This window comes from Streptomyces sp. NPDC015125 (assembly GCF_043080045.1).
GTDB lineage: Bacteria > Actinomycetota > Actinomycetes > Streptomycetales > Streptomycetaceae > Streptomyces.
The window spans coordinates 14,052-33,176 of sequence record NZ_JBIBVF010000027.1 but is presented as its reverse complement, the minus strand read 5'-3'; the positions used below and the strand labels follow the sequence as shown (position 1 = coordinate 33,176).

The window sequence follows — 19,125 nt, the reverse complement described above, 5'->3', positions numbered from 1 at the left end:
GTTCTCCCGGTACCAAACTGCCGCCTGTGGGACGACACCGTACCCCCGGCGGCACCGGGCTATCCGAGCAGGACGATGTCCACGTCCGCGCCCGCGGCGACCTCGGTGGTGTCCTCGGGGACGATGATCAGCGCGTTGGCGTGCGCCATGGCCTTGATCAGGTGGGAGCCGGCGCCGCCGACGGGGGTGACCGTGCCGGCGTCGGCGTCGTACGCACCGCGCAGGAACTGGCGCTTCCCCTTGGGTGAGGAGGCGAGGGCGTCGGTGCACCGGGCGGGGGTGACGGGGCGGTGCACCTCGGGCAGCCCCATCAGGGCCCGGATGGCGGGGCGGGCGAACAGCTCGAAGGAGACGTACGAGCTGACGGGGTTGCCGGGCAGCGCGAGGAGCGGGGTGCGGTCGGGGCCGATGAGGCCGAAGCCCTGGGGCTTGCCCGGCTGCATGGCGAGGGTGCGGAACTCGACCGTGCCCCCCGTGAGGGGCGAGCCGTCGGGCTCGGTCGCGGACAGGGCGGTCAGGGTCTCCTTGACCACGTCGTACGCGCCGACGCTGACGCCACCGCTGGTGACGAGGAGGTCGGCCCGGATGAGCTGGTCCTCCAGGGTGGAGCGGAGGGTCTCGGCGTCGTCGGCGACGGCGCCGACGCGGTAGGGGATCGCGCCGGCTGCGCGGGCGGCGGCGGTGAGCTGGAAGCTGTTGGAGTCGTGGATCTGTCCGGGGCCCAACGCCTCGCCGGGCTGGACCAGTTCGCTGCCGGTCGACACCACCACGACGCGGGGGCGGGGGCAGACCTTGACCGTGCCGCGGCCAACGGCGGCGAGCAGGCCGATCTGGGAGGGGCCGAGGACCGTGCCCGCCCGCAGGGCCGGCTCGCCTTCGGTGGCATCACTGCCGCGGGCGCGGATATGGGCGCCTGCGGCGGCCGGGCGGTGGACGCGGACCTCGCCGGCGGCGTCCTGGGGGGCGGCGCTGTGGGCGCGCATCGTGGCGGCCGGCCCCTCGCCCGTGCCGCCGTCGGTCCATTCGACGGGGACGACGGCCTCGGCGCCGGGCGGCAGCGGGGCGCCGGTCATGATGCGGGCGGCCTGGCCGGGGCCGATCTCCGGCAGTTCGCCGCTGCCCGCTGCGACATCACCGAGGACCGTGAGGGTGACCGGGGCCTCTTCCGTGGCGCCCGCGACATCGGCGGCACGGACCGCGTAGCCGTCCATGGAGCTGTTGTCGAAGGGCGGCAGGGCGACGGGGACCGTGATGTCCTCGACCAGGACGCAGCCCTGGGCTTCGAGGAGCTGCAGCTCGATCGGGTCCAGCGGGGCGATCTTCGCCAGGACGTCGTCGAGATGCTCGGCCACCGACCAGACGCGGTCCTGGTGGCGGGTCTGGCCGGTGGCGTGGTTCAACGTCTTACATCTCCTCGGTGACGTAACTGCGAAGCCAGGACCGGAAGTCCGGGCCCAGGTCTTCACGTTCGCATGCCAGTCGGACAATGGCACGCAGATAGTCGCCGCGGTCGCCGGTGTCATAGCGGCGGCCCTTGAAGACCACGCCGTGCACCGGACCGCCCAGGGCGGGGTCGGCGGCCAGCGCCTGGAGGGCGTCGGTGAGCTGGATCTCACCACCGCGGCCCGGGGCGGTCTTGCGCAGCACCTCGAAGACGGCCGGATCGAGGACGTAACGGCCGATGATGGCGAGGTTGCTGGGTGCCTCGGCCGGGTCGGGCTTCTCGACCAGGTCGGAGACGACCACGACATCGTCGTCACCGGTGGGCGCGGCGGCCGCACAGCCGTAGAGGTGGATCTGCGCCGGATCGACCTCCATGAGGGCGATCACGGACCCGCCGTGCTGCTCCTGTATCTCGACCATGCGCTGCAGCAGCGGGTCACGGGGGTCGATCAGGTCGTCGCCGAGGAGGACCGCGAAGGGCTGGTCGCCCACGTGCGGTGCGGCACACAGCACCGCGTGGCCCAGGCCCCTGGGGTCGCCCTGGCGTACGTAGTGCATGGTCGCCAGGTCGCTGGACTCCTGCACCTTGGCGAGCCGGGACTCGTCGCCCTTGCGGTGCAGGGCCTCTTCGAGCTCGTAATTGCGGTCGAAGTGGTCCTCGAGGGGACGCTTGTTGCGGCCCGTCACCATCAGCACGTCGGAGAGTCCGGCGGCGGCCGCCTCCTCCACCACGTACTGGATGGCGGGCTTGTCGACGACCGGGAGCATCTCCTTGGGTGTGGCCTTGGTGGCGGGGAGAAACCGGGTGCCGAGGCCGGCTGCGGGGATGACAGCCTTGCTGATCCGTGTGTGCGATGGGGTCATGCGCGACACCATAACCGGCCCTATCGGAACGATGATGAGGGTCCGGTGAATAGAGCATGAGAGCGGGAGCAAGGGCACACAGTGAGCATTGACGACGATAGAAAGCGCAGGTTGCGGCGGCATCTCCTGGAGGTGAGGAGAGCATTGCCGCCGGATGTCGTCGCCGTGACGGGCGAGGCGCTGGCCCGACGGACATTGGAGCTGGACGAGTTGGCCGCGCCCCTCCGCCCGCACCCCGGCGACCCCGGGAGCCCCGGCGGTCTCGGCAGCCCCGGCGGCCCCGGCGGCCCGCCCACCGTTGCCGCCTATGTGTCGATAGGCGGCGAACCCTCCACCCGCGCCCTGCTGGACCGGCTGCGGGCGGCCGGGGTGCGGGTGCTGCTGCCCGTCCTGCTGCCGGACAACGATCTGGACTGGGCGCTCTACGAGGGCACCGAACGGCTCGTACGGGCCGGCCGGGGGCTGCTGGAACCGGATGGGCCCCGGCTGGGCCCGGAGGCCGTCACACAGGCGGATGTGGTGCTGCTGCCGGGGCTCGCGGTGGACCACGGCGGGCTGCGGCTGGGGCGCGGCGGCGGCTCCTACGACCGGGTGCTGGCCCGGCTGGAGCGAGCCGGTGCGCGGGCGTCGCTGGTGGTGCTGCTCTATGACGCGGAGGTGCTGGCCGAGGTGCCCGCCGAGCCGCACGACCGGCATGTGCATGCCGCGGTGACCCCGTCGGCGGTGCACCGGTTCACGGCGCCGGCGGCCCGTACGGAGGGCTGAGGCGGGCGGTATACGGGCGGGCCGGAAGCCGCCGCCGGTGCGGGGCCCGCAACGCGTCGGGCGGGCCGGAAGTCTCCGGCCCGCCCGACGGCGCAGCGATCACCAGGTGGCGGCGGGAGCGCCGCCCGCCCCCAGGGGCAGGGCCCCTACGGCGACAGGGTCAGCGTGTCCTTGCCCGCCTTCTTGACGGCGTCCTGGCTGTACGCCCAGGGCAGCAGGTCGCCCTTGGCCCACTTGTCGGTCTGGTCGTAGTAGTGGGCGTCGTACGCGTGCCCCGAGGCACCGGTGAGGTTGATCCAGCGGGACTTGTCGAGGTCGGCGAGGTTGACCACCATCCGCATCGACGGGACCCAGGTGACCTTGTAGCCGCCGGCGGCGTTCCAGCCGGTGGCGTCGACCGCGGCCTCACCGCCGCCGACGTTCCAGGGGCCGCGGTTGAACAGGCCCTGCAGCATGCCGGGGCCGTCGGTGCCCAGGGTCTGGTTCTTCAGGAACATCTGGTGCAGCCGTCCCCAGCTCCAGTTGTCGATGTTCTTGCCCAGCTTGGAGGTCAGTTCGTAGCGCGCGTCCGCCATGGCGTGCGCCAGGAGCTGGTCGCGGTTCTTGTCGCCGGGACGGCCCGGCCGGTCCTCGGTCTTCCACCAGGCGTTGTTCGGGTCGTCCAGGATGCCGCGGACGACCTCGTACCAGCGGTCGCCGCCGTCGGGCTGGGCGGTGTCGCCGGCCCGCTCGCCGCATTCGCGGATGTACTTGTCGTTCTCGTCGGCGGGGCCGGACTCGTCCGCCGGGCGGACGGTCAGGCACTGGCCGTCGGGGCGCAGCTCCTTGGGCATCTTGTTGCCGAAGGCGAGCTTGAGGGTGTTGCGCCAGACGGCGTTGAAGTAGGCGGCCGCGGCGGAATCGGGCTCCTGGGTGAAGTCCCAGCCGTCCAGCAGCTGCTGGGCGTCGCGGACGTACTTGTCCTTGATGTCGATCTTCGTGAGGTACGGCGTCAGCAGCCGGGCGATCTCGCTGCTGTTGTCCTGCTGGAAGGCCTGCATATCGTCGGTGGAGACCTTGCCGCCGTCCTTGGTCTTCGACTCGATCAGGTCGTTGATCCGCTGGCTGCGGGAACCGTAACCCCAGTCCTTGGTGAGGAGGTAGGGGTACTTCTCGTCCGTGACGGCCTGGTTGGCGGTGACGATGTAGCCGCGCTGGGGGTTGTACTCGTACGGCAGGGCCTTCTGCGGGATGTAGCCGTTCCACTGGTACTTCGGGTCCCAGCCGGGGGCCGGGAGGGTGCCGTCGAAGCGGCCGTCGCCCTTGCCGCGGACCGGGATCCGGCCCGGGGCCTGATAGCCGATGTTGCCCTTGGTGTCGGCGTAGATCAGGTTCTGCGAGGGGACCTCGAAGTTCCCGGCCGCCTTGCGGAAGCCGTTCCAGTCCTTGGCGCGGTCGAGTTCGAAGACGGCGTCCATGGACTTGCCGGGGTTCAGCGCGGTCCAGCGCAGCGATACGGCGTAGCCGTCGCCGCGGTCCGGTGCGGCATTGCCGACCGGGGCGTCCTTGCCGACATTGGCCAGTTCGCCGTCGCGGTCGGAGACGATCGGCCCGTTTCTGGTGGACCGGACGGTGATCTCGCGGCTCTCCCCGTCGGCGACCTTGATGGTCTCCTTGCGGGTTATGAAGGGCTGCTGCTTGTTGTCGTAGAGGTAGCCGTCGGCGTTGACCTTCTCCAGGTAGAGGTCGGTGACGTCGGCGCCCAGGTTGGTCATGCCCCAGGAGACGTCCTGGTTGTGACCGATGACGACGCCGGGCATACCGGAGAAGGTGAAGCCCGAGACGTCGTAGTTGCACTTGGGCCCGGTATTACGGCAGTGCAGGCCCATCTGGTACCAGAGTGAGGGCATCTGCGGTGCCAGGTGCGGGTCGTTGGCGAGCAGCGGTTTGCCGGTGGTGGTGTGCGCACCGGAGACCACCCAGGAGTTGGAGCCGATGCCGTTGCCGTTGGGGCCGAGCAGCGCCGGGACCTTGTCGAGGGTCTTGGAGAGCGAGGACAGCTGCGACTGCAGGCCCGCGGTCGCGCCGCCGGGGGTGGCGGGAGTGGCGTTCGCCGAAGCCTTGGGCGAGAACTTCTTGGTGGCGGGGTCGACCGCACCGCCCTCGACGATCGGCTTGTTCCGCTTGTACGGGTATGCCGGGTAGAGCTGGGCGATCTGCGCCGGGGTGAAGCGGCTGGTCATCAGGGAGCGGTCGATCTCCTCCTGCATATTGCCGCGGAGGTCCCAGGCCATCGCCTTGAGCCAGGCCACCGAGTCGACCGGGGTCCACTTCTGGGGCTTGTAGTCGTTCTGGAAGTCCAGCGCCGCGTACTCCAGGGACACCGCCGAACCCTCGTGGTCCTTGAGGTAGGCGTTGACACCCGCGGAGTAGGACTGGAGGTACTTCTTGGTGCTGGGCGACAGCTTGGTGTCGTACTCCTTCTGCGCCACGTCGTGCCAGCCGAGGGTGCGCAGGAACGAGTCGGTCTTGACCTCGCTCTTGCCGAACATCTCCGAGAGCCGGCCGGAGGTCATGTGGCGCCGTACGTCCATCTCCCAGAAGCGGTCCTGGGCCTGGACGTACCCCTGGGCGCGGAAGAGGTCTTCGTCGGTGTCGGCGTAGATCTGCGGAATGCCGTTGCCGTCGCGGACGACATCCACCGGGTTGGTCAGGCCCGGGAGTTTGAGTGAGCCGGTGGTCTGCGGGAACGAGGAGCGGACGGTACTGACCCCCCAGAACGCGCCGAAGCCGATGCCCGCCACGAGCAGCAGCACGACCGTGATCGCGACGAGGCGGCCGCGCCGCCCCTTCTTTTTCCTGGGGACTGGGCCGGACTTGTTGGCGGGCATCTCTGTCCTTCGAGGGGCAGGGTGGGAGTGCTGGAGCAACCATAGGCGCACGGGTCCGGCGACCCCTACGCGGAGTCACCGCCAGCACTTCCAATCTTCAAGTAATGGTAAATTGTTAGTCTCAGTAACTAGATACGGTAAGGAAAGACCCCTCCGGTAACCCGTGCGAGGAAGGACCAGCTCCTGTCTGTCGACCACCTCAACGAACTCCTGCTGTTCTGCTCGCTCGTACTGCTCATCGCGGTTGCCGCGGTACGGCTCTCCTCGCGCAGCGGGCTCCCCAGCCTGCTCATCTACCTGGGGATAGGCATCGCCATAGGCCAGGACGGCCTGGGCGGTGTCGTCTTCGACAATGCCGAGCTGACCCAACTCCTCGGCTATACCGCGCTGGTCGTGATCCTCGCCGAGGGCGGTCTGGGCACCAAGTGGAAAGAGATCAAGCCGGCGCTGCCCCGGGCGGTGTCGCTGTCGACGGTCGGCGTCGCGGTGAGCGTGGGGGTCACCGCGGCCGGAGCGCACTATCTGGCCGGGCTCGACTGGCGGCAGGCTCTGCTGATCGGCGCCGTGGTCTCGTCCACGGACGCCGCGGCCGTCTTCTCGGTACTGCGCAGCGTGCCGCTGCCGGCCCGCCTGACCGGTGTGCTCGAAGCCGAATCCGGCCTCAACGACGCCCCCGTGGTCATCCTCGTCGTCGCCTTCTCCACCGCGGGACCGGTCGAACACTGGTACCTCCTGCTCGGCGAGATCGCCCTGGAACTGGCGATCGGCGCCGCGCTCGGACTGGCCATCGGCTGGCTCGGCGCCTACGGCCTGCGGCACGTGGCACTGCCCGCGTCCGGCCTGTACCCGATCGCGGTCATGGCCATCGCGGTCTCCGCCTACGCGGCCGGTGCGCTGGCGCACGGCTCGGGCTTCCTCGCCGTCTACCTGGCCGCGGTGGTCCTCGGCAACGCCAAGCTGCCGCATGCCCCGGCCACCCGCGGCTTCGCCGAAGGCCTCGGCTGGATCGGCCAGATCGGGATGTTCGTGCTGCTCGGCCTGCTGGTCACCCCGCACAACCTGCTGGACGACTTCGTGCCCGCGCTGCTGATCGGCATGATCCTCACGCTCGTGGCCAGACCGATGTCCGTCTTTGTGGCGCTGCTGCCGTTCCGGGTGCCCTGGCCGGAGAAGACCCTGCTGTCGTGGGCCGGACTGCGCGGCGCGGTGCCGATTGTGCTGGCCACGATCCCGATGGTGAGCGACGTTCCCGGCAGCGACCGGGTCTTCAACATCGTCTTCGTCCTGGTCGTCGTCTACACCCTGATCCAGGGGCCGACGCTGCCCTGGCTCGCCAAGCGGCTGCGGCTGGGCGAGGACGAGGAGGCCGCCGACCTGGGCATCGAGTCCGCTCCCCTGGAACGGCTGCGCGGCCATCTGCTGTCCACCTCCATCGGCCCGGCCTCCCGTATGCACGGCGTCGAGGTCGGTGAGCTGCGGATGCCCGCGGGTGCCGCGGTCACCCTCGTCGTCCGGGACGGCTCCAGCTTCGTGCCGTCGCCCTCGACGGTGCTGCGGCGCGGCGACGAGCTGCTGGTGGTCGCCACCGACCCGGTACGCGACGCGGCCGAGCGGCGGCTGCAGGCGGTCTCCCAGGGCGGCAAACTGGCCGGCTGGCTGGGGACGGGCGGGCCCACGGGGCAGCGGGGACACCACCACCGCTGACGTCCGGCCGGGCTCCCGGGGTGCGGGCCCCGGGGGCGGGCGGCTGAGGTGTGCAGGCTCCGGGGCGGGCGGCCGAGGTGCGGGCCCCCGGGGCGGGCCCCGGGGCGGGCCGCCGAGGTGCAGGCTCCCGGAGGCGGGCTCCCGGAGTGCGGGAAATGTGCTGCAGATCTCCACGGATCCCAAGGAAATTTACCTGAAGCCCTGGCCGATCCCAGGGCCTCACACGTGACGGCCTGTAGTATGAAAAGGCAACATCGACGAACCAACTCTGCCTGATGCAGAGCTGGCGCGACCGCTCGGCGGCCGCGGTCCCCCTGCCACACGCAGCCACCCTCCCGGTGCGGACCACGCGGTATCACTCGGTCCTGCGCGAGAGGACAGCTCTCGGCGCGTACCCGTGACGACCTCGCGGGTGGCGCGCTACCAGGCGGCAGAAAGGCCCGGCCGTGGCATCCGCGGTCAAGGATTCCCGTTCCGGATACGGACCACTGCTCCGCACCCCTGGTGCATGGACATTCCTGCTGCCCGGCTTTCTGGCCCGGCAGCCCTTCGCCATGCTGACGATCGGCATCGTGCTGCTCGTCGAATCGACCACCGGCTCGTACGGCACCGCAGGCGCGGTGTCCGCCGCGACCGGTGTGTCCATGGCCCTGTTCGCCCCGCAGAGCGGCAAACTCGCCGACCGCTTCGGCCAGCGCGCGGTGCTGATCCCCGGCGTACTGGTGCACGTCGCCGGCGTCGCCGCACTGATCATCCTCGCTCTCGCCCACGCCCCCCTGTGGGCGCTGTTCGCGGTGGCCGTCCCCACGGGCGCCTCGACACCGCAGGTCGGCCCGATGGTGCGGGCCCGCTGGGCCTCCCGGCTCGGCGGCAGCCCGCTGATGCCGACCGCCGCCGCCTTCGAGTCGGTGACCGACGAGTTCACCTTCGTCGTCGGCCCGGTGCTGGCGACCGCGCTGTGCACCGGTATCCACCCGGCGGCCGGTCTGGTCGCCGAAGCCGCGCTGACGCTGGCCGGCGGGCTGCTGTTCGCCTCCCAGCGGCGCAGCCAGCCTCCGGTACACCGCCCGCAGGCCGGCGACCTGCCGCGTGTCTCGGCGCTGTCGGTGCCGGGCGTGCGCGTCCTGATCGTGGCGTTCCTCGGCATCGGCGCCGTCTTCGGCGGGATGCAGGTCTCGCTGACCGCGTTCACCCAGCACATCGGGCAGCCCGGCATCAACGGCGTGCTCTACGGGATCTTCGCGGGCGGCAACATGCTCGCCGGTATCGCCTGTGGGGCCATCGCCTGGAAGGTCGGCCCGCGACGCCGGCTGCTGGTCGCCTACGGGCTACTGGCACTGGCCACCACCCCGTTGTGGGCGGTGACCGCGGTGCCGCTGCTCGGCGCGGTCGGCCTGGTCGTCGGCCTGTGCATCGCACCGGCCCTGATCACCGGCTACACACTGGTCGAGTCGCTGGTGCCGGCCGCCGCCCGGACCGAGGCCTTCACCTGGCTGACCGGCGCGGTCGCGCTGGGCCAGGCGGCCGCGGCCACCTCCGCGGGGCAGCTCGCGGACGGCTTCGGGCCGAGCACCGGATTCCTGGTGCCGCTGGCCGGTACGGCGCTGGCCCTGACGGTGCTGCTGGCGCTGCGTGCCCATCTGCTGCCCCGCTCGCCGTCCGAGGCTGCCGACGCCCCCGCACCCGGCGTGAACGCGCAGGTCACAGCCGTTTCCGACGACCGGGAACGGGAGCTGGCGCGCGCCTGACGGCCCCTGACGGAAGCCTGACGGAACGTGGAGTCGGTCACCGTACGGCGGTCACGGTGGACTGGCGGGCGGGAATACTGCAATATGGAGCGTCGTTAGCACTCATCGAGTGAGAGTGCCAGGAGGAAGACAAGTGCCGACGTACCAGTACCAGTGCACCGAGTGCGGCGAGGGCCTCGAGGCGGTGCAGAAGTTCACCGACGACTCGCTCACCGAGTGCCCCGGTTGCCAGGGACGCCTCAAGAAGGTGTTCTCCGCGGTCGGCATCGTCTTCAAGGGCTCCGGCTTCTACCGCAACGACAGCCGCGGCTCGTCGTCCAGCAGCAGCCCCGCGAAGAACGCCTCCGCGTCGGGCAGCACGTCCTCGTCGGACTCCTCGGGCTCCTCGGACTCCTCGTCGAGCTCCTCGTCCGGCAGCTCGGACAGCAAGTCCTCGACCCCGGCCGCCGCGTCGTCGTCCGGCAGCACCTCGGGCGCCAGCTCCGCAGCCTGACCCACAGCTCTTCGGACCCCGCCGTCACCGACGGCGGGGTCCGTCGTCTTGCGGCGTCCTCGGCGTACGCCTCGCCCGTCTTACGCCTCCCTTTCCTCTCCGCCACCCGCCCTTCCCCGGCCGCCGTGCCCCGATAGTGTGACCGGCATGGCTGACGCGGAGATTGGTGTAATCGGCGGATCGGGGTTCTACTCCTTCCTGGACGACGTGACCGAGGTCACGGTGGACACCCCCTACGGACCCCCCAGCGACTCGCTGTTCCTGGGAGAGATCGCCGGCCGTCGGGTCGCGTTCCTGCCCCGGCACGGCCGCGGCCACCACCTTCCACCGCACCGCATCAACTACCGCGCCAACCTCTGGGCCCTGCGTTCGGTCGGTGTACGCCAGGTGCTCGCCCCGTGCGCGGTCGGCGGTCTGCGCCCCGAATACGGCCCCGGCACGCTCCTGGTCGCCGACCAGCTCGTCGACCGCACCAAGGCCCGCCCCCAGACCTACTTCGACGGCGAGCCGCTCCCCGACGGGCAGATCCCCAACGTCGTCCACCTGACCTTCGCCGACCCGTACTGCCCCACCGGGCGGCAGACCGCCCTCAAGGCGGCCCGCGGCCGGGACTGGGAGCCGGTCGACGGCGGCACCCTGGTCGTGATCGAAGGCCCCCGCTTCTCGACCCGCGCCGAATCGCGCTGGCACGCCGCCCAGGGCTGGTCGGTGGTCGGCATGACCGGCCACCCCGAAGCCGTCCTGGCCCGCGAACTCAGCCTCTGCTACACCTCATTGGCGCTGGTCACCGATCTGGACGCGGGCACGGAGACCGGCGACGGCGTCTCCCACGAGGAAGTCTTCCGGGTGTTCGCCGAGAACGTGGGCCGACTGCGGGAGGTCCTGTTCGACGCGGTCGCCGCCCTCCCGGACACCGCTGCCCGCGCCTGCCTGTGCACCGAGGTCCACACCGGCTGGGACCTGGGCATCGACCTGCCGTAACGCCCTCGCACCTGAGGCCGTGACGCCCTCGCACCTGCCGTGACGCCCTCGGCGGACTGCTCGGCTTCCCCCCTGCGGGTGGCCGGGTTGTCCACAGGTGCGGGGTCGTCCACAGCCCGGAGCGGGCGGGAGCGGATTCCGGCACGGTGGTGAGCCCGGTCCATCCGACGCTCTCACCGCAGGCGGTGCCCACCATGCCCCACACCCCTTCCGCTCCTCCCCCGCTACGCCCTGCTCCCCCGCCACCCCCTGCTCTTCCTCCCCGCACCGGCCCCGCCCTTCCCTCCCCGCCCCTCCCCGCTCCTCCGCCGTGTGACGTGCCGCACTTCGCTCCCGTACGGGCGGGCGGCGGCCGGCGCTCATGGAGCCGGAGCGCGCGGCAGCGGATGCTGGCCGCCGGCCTGGCGTTGACCGCCGCAGCACTGGCCTGCGGAGCCTCGTACGGCGCCGTACGAGCCGCGCCCGCCTCCGGCTGTCCGTCGGCAACGGCCGCGGGAGGACAGTGACCATGCCCCAAGATCAAGTGGCATCCGCACTCCCGTCACGCAACACTTCTGCGCATGGCGGGGCATCCGCCGCGCGCCAACGGGGTCGCGCTCACCGCACCACCACCGCGGTATCCGTCCACGGCGCCTGCAGCGTCGGCACCCTCCGCCGGACCCGCTCCAGGGCTCCGATCGATCGCCGGTGCACGGAGCAGGACTGGACACCTCCGCCCTGCCCTGTCGTAAGTTGCGGTGCTGATTGTTGGTGCACCATCCGTAGTGAGCGTGGAAAGAGGCTGTCAGGTGAGCGAGAGCAAGGGCGTCCTGCAGGGATTCAAGGAATTCCTGATGCGCGGCAACGTCATCGAACTCGCGGTCGCGGTGGTCGTCGGTGCTGCCTTCACGAACATCGTGAACGCCGTGGTCAAGGGCATCATCAACCCCATCGTGGGCGCGCTCGGTTCGCAGAACCTCGATCACTACCAGTCCTGCCTGACCGATACCTGCGCCAAGGATCCAAAGACGGGCGCGTTCGCCGACGGCATTTACATCCTTTGGGGCTCGGTGCTCAGCGCCGCCCTGACGTTCCTGATCACCGCCGCGGTCGTCTACTTCCTCATGATCCTTCCGATCAACAAGTGGAAGGAGCGCCAGATGGCCAGGAAGCCGGTCGACGGCGTCCCCGCGGACCCGACCGAGATCGAGCTGCTCACCGAGATCCGCGATGCGCTGATCGCGCAGCGCACCGGCGCACCGTCCCTGTCCTCCTCCGGCGCGGGGATCATCGGCACACAGAAGACGCAGCAGTAGCAGGCGCCAACGGCGGCCGGCCCACGCCGCCCCCTCGCCTCGCTCAGAGGTGGTGGGGCGGCTTTTCGTCGAGGAAGCGGGCCAGGTCGGCGGCGCTGTCACTGCGGTCCTGGCGCTCGCCCCAGCCACGGTCGGTGTCGTCCGAGGACTGCTGGTTCAGCGGGTCGTCGAAGATCAGCCTCGCGGCAGGCTTAGGGGCCGGGCGCACAGCAGGCGAGGGCACAGCGGCCTGTGCGGCCTCGGACGCCTCTGGGGACGCGTCCGAGGGCGCCTCTCGGGGCGCATCCTGGTGTGTGGGGGCCGACTCGGGTTCGGGGCTGGTGCTCACCCCTCCAGGGTACGGGCGCGCCGGTAGGGGGCACCGATCAGCACGGGCCGACGGCGCCCCTTCTGCCGCAGGCCACCGCCGCGCAGGGCGAGGCCCGGCGCGCCGCAGGCCACCGCCGCGCAGGGCGAGGCCCGGCGCACCTGTCACCGGAGGACGGCGCCGACGGGCCCGCCGTGATCATCACGGCCTGGTGCCGGCGGCCGCCCGGGCACCGAGGGCCCACCGGTTACCGGGAGCCCTGTCGCTCAGGGGCGGTGGCCGGGGTGGTAGAGCGTCCGGGCGCGGGCCTGGTCAAGGGCACCGTCAGCACCGATCGGCAGGAAGTGGTCCACCTGCCACGCCTGTGCGCTGCGGGCCTGGCGACTGGTCGTCTCCACCCACGGCGGGTAGATGCGGAACGCACGCTTTCCGCCCGAGCCGTTGCGGGAAACGATGCCCCGTTCAGCGAGCACATCCCGCGGAAAGACGAACTGCCCGAAGTGCCGGTCCTGACGGCTGCTGACGACGAAGAGATCGACCGCGTCCGCGGAGTCGAACGGCTGAATCGGCCCGCCGGGGCTCCGCTTCCACACGGTGACGAACTGGCCGGCCTTCGTCGGGGTCGTCTTGGCCACCCGGAACCTGACGGCCAAGCCGTCGAGGGCGAACTCATGGGCCGCGTACTCGGCACTCTCCGCTTCGGGCACCGGCCGCGAGCAGACGAACCCGCACGGGTCGTACACCGTCGCCTTCGCCGCGAGAAGCTCCTCGTGCAGCGACTCCCCACCCGCCCAAGGCTCGGGGCTCGCGGAGCAGTGCGCAGAGGATTCCGCGGAATTTGTCGCCATTGCGCCATCGTGCCATTGCCGGCCGTCGCGCAGGTCGGCGGGATAGCCGGGGCGCCACGGGCCGGTGCGGCTCCCCGGTCGGGGGGCGTCCCCGGTCGGGGGGCGTCCCGGCGGGAGCCGCGGCGCGGTAGGGCGGGAGCCGCGGCGCGGTAGGGCGGGAGGTACGGCGGGAGACGCGGCGCGGCGCGACGGCAGGCGCGGTAGGGCGGGAGGCGCGGCGGCAGGCGCGGTACTGCAGCAGCGCCGGCCTGCGTACAGGGGCGCGGCCGGGCGGCGCCAGTAGGCGCCAGGCGGTCAGGCGGTCAGGCGGTCAGGCGGTCAGGCGGTCAGGCGGTCAGGCGGTCAGGCGGTCAGGCGGTCAGGCGGTCAGGCGGGGCAGTGAACGCCTCGCGTGCTACCGGCCCTTGTCGTGGGTCGGTAGGGGATGCGGGCGGTGGCCGTCGCGGGGGCGGGTCGGCGGGCCCTGCGAGGCGTGGCTGCGCCTGAGGAGCCGGTTCCGGGTGGTGCCGGGCAGGGGATGGCGGGGGTGAGCGTACTCGTGGCGGGCCATGGGGGAGGGGCCTTCCGGTCGGGGGAGAGTACGACGGCCCGGTCGGAAGAGTGACGCCTCCGGGTCCGCAGCCGGGGCAGGTAGGGCATGTGGGGCATCTGAGGGCTGGCCCACGGGCCCCACACGGGCACCACGCTAGGCACACGTGAGGCAAATGGCCCGTTCTATGGGCTCAGTGGGTGAAGCTGCACCACCCCGCCGGCGTGGGCCACACCTCTCCCTGAACCGGCGCGGGCCGCCTTTCCCGGGGCCGCCTTTCCCGGAGCGGCTGTCCCCGGGGCGGCTGTCCCGTCAGCGGGTGACGGCTCCGGCGCCCAGCGCCTCGTGCCACCACAGGTCGCGGCCCGGCTTCCAGGAGACCGGCCGTGAGCACCGGTTCACCACCAGCACGGTGCGGTCCGGCACACCGCCCGCGGCCGCACCCCGGGCCAGCGCATGGTCGAGCAGCGCCTTCACCGGCCGTACGGCCCCGTCCCAGAACGCCGCATCGGCCGTGATCAGCACCCGGGCCGAGGACTCACGAGTCCGTGCGACCAGTTCGGGCACCGTCAACGAGACCGGCAGCGTGGTGCGTATCGCATCCAGTCGGCCGCAGGCGAGCGTGGCGATCACCGACTCCGGCACCAGCGGCAGATGCACTGCGACCCGGTCGCCGGCCCGCACCCCGAGCCGGGTGAGCGCGGCCGCGGCCCGCTCGGCCTGGTCGAGGAGCATGCCGTGCGTCAACTCCTCCTGGCGTCCCGGCTCCCCGCTCCAGGTGAGGGCGATTCGCGACGCCTCCGGTTCCTGCACGTCCCGGGCGTCATCTGCATGCTCTGAGGTCATACGGCGCAACATGCGGACCAGGATGTCGATCATCGATCAACGTTCACTGAACGTCCGTTGTACGGGCTGGTGTTGGGGCGTCGTACGGGCCGATGCCGGGGTCGTCGTACGGGCCGGCGCTCGCCCTCTCCCGCAGCCGGGGCGTACTCGCGCCGGACCTTTCCGGCTCACCGCGGCGGGCTCCCCCGCCGTTTCGCGGGCGCCCGGCCCGGCCTCACCGGCCCCTCCACCACACTCGCGGGCGCTCCGGCTTCCGCCGCACACCGGCCCTTGCACCCGCGGGCGCACCGGCCCCTTGGGCCGTGCGCGCCCGTCACCCCAGCCTCCCTGCCCCTTTCCGGTGCACGTCATCCCTCCCCTGGCCCATCGGCCGTGCACTCACCCCATGCCCGCGGCCACCGCGTCGTATCCCCCCACCACATCGCATACGTCTCCAAACCCGTGCGCCTCCAGCAGTGCCGCCGCGATCACCGACCGATTGCCGCTGCGGCAGTACAGGACCACCGGGCGGGCCGGGTCCAGTTCGGTGATGCGGGCAGGAAGGCCGGCCAGCGGGATGTTGCGGGCACCGGGGAGGGCGCCCGCCTCGTACTCGGCCGGATTACGGACGTCGATCAACTGGATGCCGGGCGGCTGAGCAGCCGTGGCGGCCGGGCGGGCACCCCCCGAAGAGTCGCCAGCCGAAGGGACACCCGGCACAGGACCGCCGGCCGAAGGGACAGCGGGCGAAGAGGCAACGAATGAAGAGTCACCGGCCGGCCGGTGGCCCTCCGGCGGCGCGCCGGCCGGCTGGGAGTCCGTCGGCCGGCCTTCGGGCAACTCGTTCTCCAGCAGGGGCAGCTCGTCGTACCCGACGCGATGGCTGCGGCGGGCGAGGGCGGGCGTGTTCTCCAGTACGGCGGCCGGATCGGGCAGATGGCCGAGGACGTGGTCGTAGCCGATACGGGCGAGCCGGAGGCGGGCCTCCTGCTCCGTACCGGGGTCGGCGAGCAGCACGATGGGGGTGCCCGGGGCGACCACACTGCCGGCGTACTCCGCGAACCGGGTGTCCAGACTCGTATGGAGCGAACCGGCCAGGTGCGCGCGGGTGTAGGCGGCCAGCGGGCGGCAGTCGAGGAGGGCGGCGCCCTGCCGGTCGCGGGCCGCGAGCGCCTCGTCGAGGGTGAGGGCGGGCGGCGGGCCGGGCTCCAGGAGGGCGTGGCCGTCGCGGTTGAGGGCCGCGTCGTGCGCGAAGTACCCGGGGGTGGTGGGCTGTCCCGCGGTGACCAGCCGGACGAAGTCGGCCTCCGGCATGGGCTGCAGGGCGTAGTTGAGGCGTCGCTGGTCGCCGATCGTCGAGCTGGTCTCGGTGGAGAGGCTGCGGCCGCAGGCGGAACCCGCGCCGTGTGCGGGAAAGACCCGGGTCGCGTCCGGGAGGGTCAGGAGTTTGGTGTGCAGGGAGCGGTGCAGACGGGCGGCCATGTCGTGCGGGGAGTGGCCTGCGGCGGAGAGCAGGTCGGGGCGGCCGACATCGCCGACGAAGAGGGTGTCGCCGGTGAGCACGCCGAACGGCACCTCGTCGTCCGGGTGTTCGCGGATGACCAGGCAGATGGATTCAAGGGTGTGGCCGGGGGTGGCGAGGACGGTGAGGGTGACCCCCTCGCCGTCGTCCGTCCCGAGCGAGAGGCGCTCGCCGTCCCGTAACCGCCGTATGGGGAAGCCGGTTTCGGCGGCTTCCCCGAAGGCGATGGCGGCGTCGGTGGCCCGCGCGAGTTCGAGGTGCCCGGAGAGGAAGTCGGCGTGAATGTGCGTCTCGATGACGAGTTCGATGCGCAGGCCGGCGGCTTCCGCGTCGTGCAGGTACTCGTCGATATCGCGGCGCGGGTCGACGAGGACGGCGCGGCCGGTGCTCTCGTCGCCGATCAGATACGACGCCTGGGAGAGGCAGTCGAGGTAGTACTGCGCGAAGTGCACGGTCGGCCTCCAGGGTGCGCGGGGCCCGTGCGCGGCGGCTGGTGCCCGCCCGGGCAGGGTGCGTTGTGCGGATGCACGGATGTACGTACATTAGGGAGCCGGGCGGCGGGCGACAAGCCGAGGCCGCCGCCCCGGCGTTCCATATGGCGGTGCACCAGGCGAACTTGCGTAACGACGTGGCAGGCATCACGCGCGACGTCGCCTCACGCGACCGCGTGTGACGCCAGATCAGCTTCCGGGTGCGACGCACGACGCCCTGTCCGTCGGATCGGCGGTCTGGACTCGCCCGGCTGGGATCGGCTGTCTGGACTCGCTCGGATCGGATCGGCTGTATCGACTCGCTCGGCATCGGCAACCGCACCACCCGCACCGCCCACACCACCTGCACCGCCCACACCACCCCGTACGCCCGCGGAGGAACCCACCATGACGACCGAGCCGCCGGACGGCGCGCACGGCCCGCGTCCCCTGGACCGGCGCTCGCCGCTGCCCCTGTGGGCACAGCTCTTCGCCGATCTGCGCCGTCGGATGGAAGCCGGCGAATTCAGTGCGGAGTTCCCGCCAGAGCACCGGCTGACCGGCGAGTACGAGGTCAGCCGGCACACCGTCCGGGAGGCGCTGCGCAAGCTGCGCGCCGACGGTCTGGTGATCGCCGAGCGCGGCCGCACCAGCCGGCTGGACACCCGTCGCATACAGCAGCCGCTGGGCTCCCTCTACAGCCTCTTCCGCGAGCTGGAGGGTCAGGGTGTGGAGCAGCGCAGCGAGGTGCTGCGGCTGGAGCGGACCGCGGAGGGGACGATCGCCGGGCACCTGGGGCTGGTTCCGGATGCGCCGCTGGTCGTACTGGAACGGCTGCGGCTCGCGGACGGCGAACCGCTCGCCCACGACACCGCATATCTGCCCGCCGAGGTCGCCGAGCCGCTGCTGGACGCCGACTTCGGGCACACCTCGCTCTACGGAGAGCTGACCCGGCGCTGCGGGGTGAAGGTCACCGGCGGCCGGGAGCGGATCCAGCCGTTCCTGCCCGACGTCCGGCAGGCGTGGCTGCTGGGGCTGGCCGACCGGGAGGCGGCGTTCACCATCGAGCGGCTGGGGCGAGCCGGGGAGCGGCCGATGGAATGGCGCGAGACGGTGGTCCGCGGCGACCGGTTCTCCTTCGTCGCGGAGTGGTCCGACCGGAGCCCGGCCGTCGCCCTTGCGCCGCGTGCCTCGTGTCCGTCCTCATAGCCGCCGCGGCGCTGCCGTGCGGACTGCTGATCGGTCTGCTGCTGGGCGCGCTCGGCGGCGGCGGTTCGGTGCTGGCGGTGCCCGCGCTGGTCTATCTGCTGGGGCAGTCGCCACACGAGGCGACCGCGGGCGCGCTGATCGTCGTCACGGTCGGCGCGGTGACCGGGCTCGTCTGCCATGCCCGTGCCGGGCGGGTCCGGTGGGCGGCCGGTACGGCGTTCGGGGCGCTGGGTACGGCCGGCAGCTACCTCGGCTCGCGGTGGAGCGCGGCACTGGACCCTGCGGTGCTGATGGCGGCGTTCGCGGGGCTGCTGCTCGTGGTGGCGGCGATGCTGGTGTCACGGGGGCTGCGCGAGTGGCGAGCGGCGAACGGCATCCGCCCCTTACGGGAGTCCCCGGGGGCGGCCTCCTCAGGAGATCCGACGGAGCCAGTGCCCTTACGTGACACCCCGGAGCCGCCCGCGTTCCTCCAGGGCACCCCGCAGCCCGCGCCCTTCCAGGACATACCGGAGCCCGCGCCCGCCCAGGAGGTACCGGAGCCGCCCGCGCCCCTCCAGGCCACCCCGCAGCCCGCGCCCTCCCAGGACATACCGGAGCCCGCGCCCGCCCAGGAGGTACCGGAACCGCCCGCGCCCCTCCAGGCCACCCCGCAGCCCGCGCCCTCCCAGGCCGCCCCGAACCCGGCCCCCTCCCCCGGCCGGGCCACCCCCTCCAGCCCCACGGGCACCCACCCCACGGGCGCCCACCCCGCCGGCGCTCATCCCGCCGGCCCTCGACCCGCCCGCCCCCTCCGGTTCGCCGTGACCGCCTCCGCCGTCGGGCTGCTCACCGGTTTCTTCGGGGTCGGCGGCGGCTTTGTCGTCGTACCGGCGCTCACCCTGGTCCTGGGCCTGGAAATGCCGGTCGCCATCGGCACCTCCCTCCTCGTCATACTCCTCAACTCCCTTACCGCGCTGGGCACCAGAGCCGGCACGGGGGCTCTGGACTGGCCGCTGCTGGCGGGCTTCGCGGCCTGCGCAGCGGTCGGCAGTCACCTCGGCAACCGCCTCACCACCCGTCTGCGCCCGCAGACCCTGACCACGGCCTTCGCCGGCCTCGTCACCGTCCTCGCCGTCTCCATGGCGGCCACCGCCCTGCCCCGCCTCTGGTCCCCCTGACGCCTCGGCCCCCAGGGCCCCGACCCCTTGCCCGCCCCTCACCCGATCACTGCCCGCCTCCCCCAACACCCCCAACATCGACCTTCGCCACCCAC

The 19,125-nt window shown here is 72.0% G+C and carries 15 protein-coding genes; 8 read left to right on the top strand and 7 right to left on the bottom strand.

Annotated features, from left to right (window positions below; translation table 11 throughout):
- Positions 1–59: 59 nt before the first annotated feature.
- Both glp and galU read right to left on the bottom strand, forming a co-directional pair.
- Positions 60–1,400, bottom strand: a complete 1,341-nt coding sequence (gene glp / locus ACF088_RS36180) for a gephyrin-like molybdotransferase Glp (protein ID WP_392380159.1) — start codon at positions 1,398–1,400, stop codon at positions 60–62.
- Positions 1,401–1,404: 4 nt separating this feature from the next.
- Complete coding sequence (gene galU, locus ACF088_RS36175) at positions 1,405–2,307, bottom strand: UTP--glucose-1-phosphate uridylyltransferase GalU (RefSeq protein WP_392380158.1); 903 nt, start codon at positions 2,305–2,307, stop codon at positions 1,405–1,407.
- Positions 2,308–2,394: 87 nt separating this feature from the next.
- Between galU and ACF088_RS36170 the strand changes: the two genes are divergently transcribed.
- Entirely contained in the window at positions 2,395–3,072 is a 678-nt protein-coding gene (locus ACF088_RS36170; RefSeq protein WP_392380260.1) for a 5-formyltetrahydrofolate cyclo-ligase, read from the top strand.
- 146 nt (positions 3,073–3,218) lie between these two features.
- Here ACF088_RS36170 and ACF088_RS36165 read toward each other — a convergent pair whose 3' ends face one another.
- Positions 3,219–5,942, bottom strand: a complete 2,724-nt coding sequence (locus ACF088_RS36165; protein ID WP_392380157.1) for a penicillin acylase family protein — start codon at positions 5,940–5,942, stop codon at positions 3,219–3,221.
- Positions 5,943–6,125: 183 nt separating this feature from the next.
- Between ACF088_RS36165 and ACF088_RS36160 the strand changes: the two genes are divergently transcribed.
- The 5 genes from ACF088_RS36160 (at position 6,126) to mscL (ending at position 12,163) form a co-directional block, all read left to right on the top strand.
- A complete protein-coding gene (locus tag ACF088_RS36160) occupies positions 6,126–7,646 on the top strand; it encodes a potassium/proton antiporter (RefSeq protein ID WP_392380259.1) in 1,521 nt (506 codons plus the stop codon).
- 446 nt (positions 7,647–8,092) lie between these two features.
- Positions 8,093–9,394 carry an MFS transporter gene (locus tag ACF088_RS36155; RefSeq protein ID WP_392380156.1) on the top strand — a complete coding sequence of 434 codons (1,302 nt, stop codon included), beginning with the start codon at positions 8,093–8,095 and terminating at the stop codon, positions 9,392–9,394.
- Between the two features lie 133 nt (positions 9,395–9,527).
- Positions 9,528–9,887 carry an FmdB family zinc ribbon protein gene (locus tag ACF088_RS36150; RefSeq protein WP_392380155.1) on the top strand — a complete coding sequence of 120 codons (360 nt, stop codon included), beginning with the start codon at positions 9,528–9,530 and terminating at the stop codon, positions 9,885–9,887.
- 147 nt (positions 9,888–10,034) lie between these two features.
- On the top strand, positions 10,035–10,868 hold the full coding sequence (locus ACF088_RS36145) for an S-methyl-5'-thioadenosine phosphorylase (protein WP_392380154.1): 834 nt from the start codon (positions 10,035–10,037) through the stop codon (positions 10,866–10,868).
- A gap of 788 nt (positions 10,869–11,656) precedes the next feature.
- Complete coding sequence (gene mscL / locus ACF088_RS36140) at positions 11,657–12,163, top strand: large conductance mechanosensitive channel protein MscL (protein ID WP_392380153.1); 507 nt, start codon at positions 11,657–11,659, stop codon at positions 12,161–12,163.
- 43 nt (positions 12,164–12,206) lie between these two features.
- Here mscL and ACF088_RS36135 read toward each other — a convergent pair whose 3' ends face one another.
- The 4 genes from ACF088_RS36135 to ACF088_RS36120 all read right to left on the bottom strand — a co-directional run bounded on the left by ACF088_RS36135 (position 12,207) and on the right by ACF088_RS36120 (position 16,646).
- Complete coding sequence (locus tag ACF088_RS36135; RefSeq protein WP_392380152.1) at positions 12,207–12,491, bottom strand: hypothetical protein; 285 nt, start codon at positions 12,489–12,491, stop codon at positions 12,207–12,209.
- Between the two features lie 245 nt (positions 12,492–12,736).
- A complete protein-coding gene (locus ACF088_RS36130; RefSeq protein ID WP_392380151.1) occupies positions 12,737–13,318 on the bottom strand; it encodes a MepB family protein in 582 nt (193 codons plus the stop codon).
- 841 nt (positions 13,319–14,159) lie between these two features.
- Positions 14,160–14,693: an AMP-binding protein gene (locus ACF088_RS36125; protein WP_392380150.1), complete on the bottom strand. Its 534-nt coding sequence runs from the start codon at positions 14,691–14,693 to the stop codon at positions 14,160–14,162.
- Between the two features lie 378 nt (positions 14,694–15,071).
- Positions 15,072–16,646 carry a rhodanese-like domain-containing protein gene (locus tag ACF088_RS36120; RefSeq protein ID WP_392380149.1) on the bottom strand — a complete coding sequence of 525 codons (1,575 nt, stop codon included), beginning with the start codon at positions 16,644–16,646 and terminating at the stop codon, positions 15,072–15,074.
- A 426-nt stretch (positions 16,647–17,072) separates the two neighbouring features.
- Between ACF088_RS36120 and ACF088_RS36115 the strand changes: the two genes are divergently transcribed.
- Positions 17,073–17,873: a GntR family transcriptional regulator gene (locus tag ACF088_RS36115; protein WP_392380148.1), complete on the top strand. Its 801-nt coding sequence runs from the start codon at positions 17,073–17,075 to the stop codon at positions 17,871–17,873.
- Positions 17,858–19,030, top strand: a complete 1,173-nt coding sequence (locus ACF088_RS36110) for a TSUP family transporter (RefSeq protein WP_392380147.1) — start codon at positions 17,858–17,860, stop codon at positions 19,028–19,030. The genes ACF088_RS36115 and ACF088_RS36110 overlap by 16 nt, the downstream gene beginning before the upstream one ends.
- Positions 19,031–19,125: the final 95 nt, after the last annotated feature.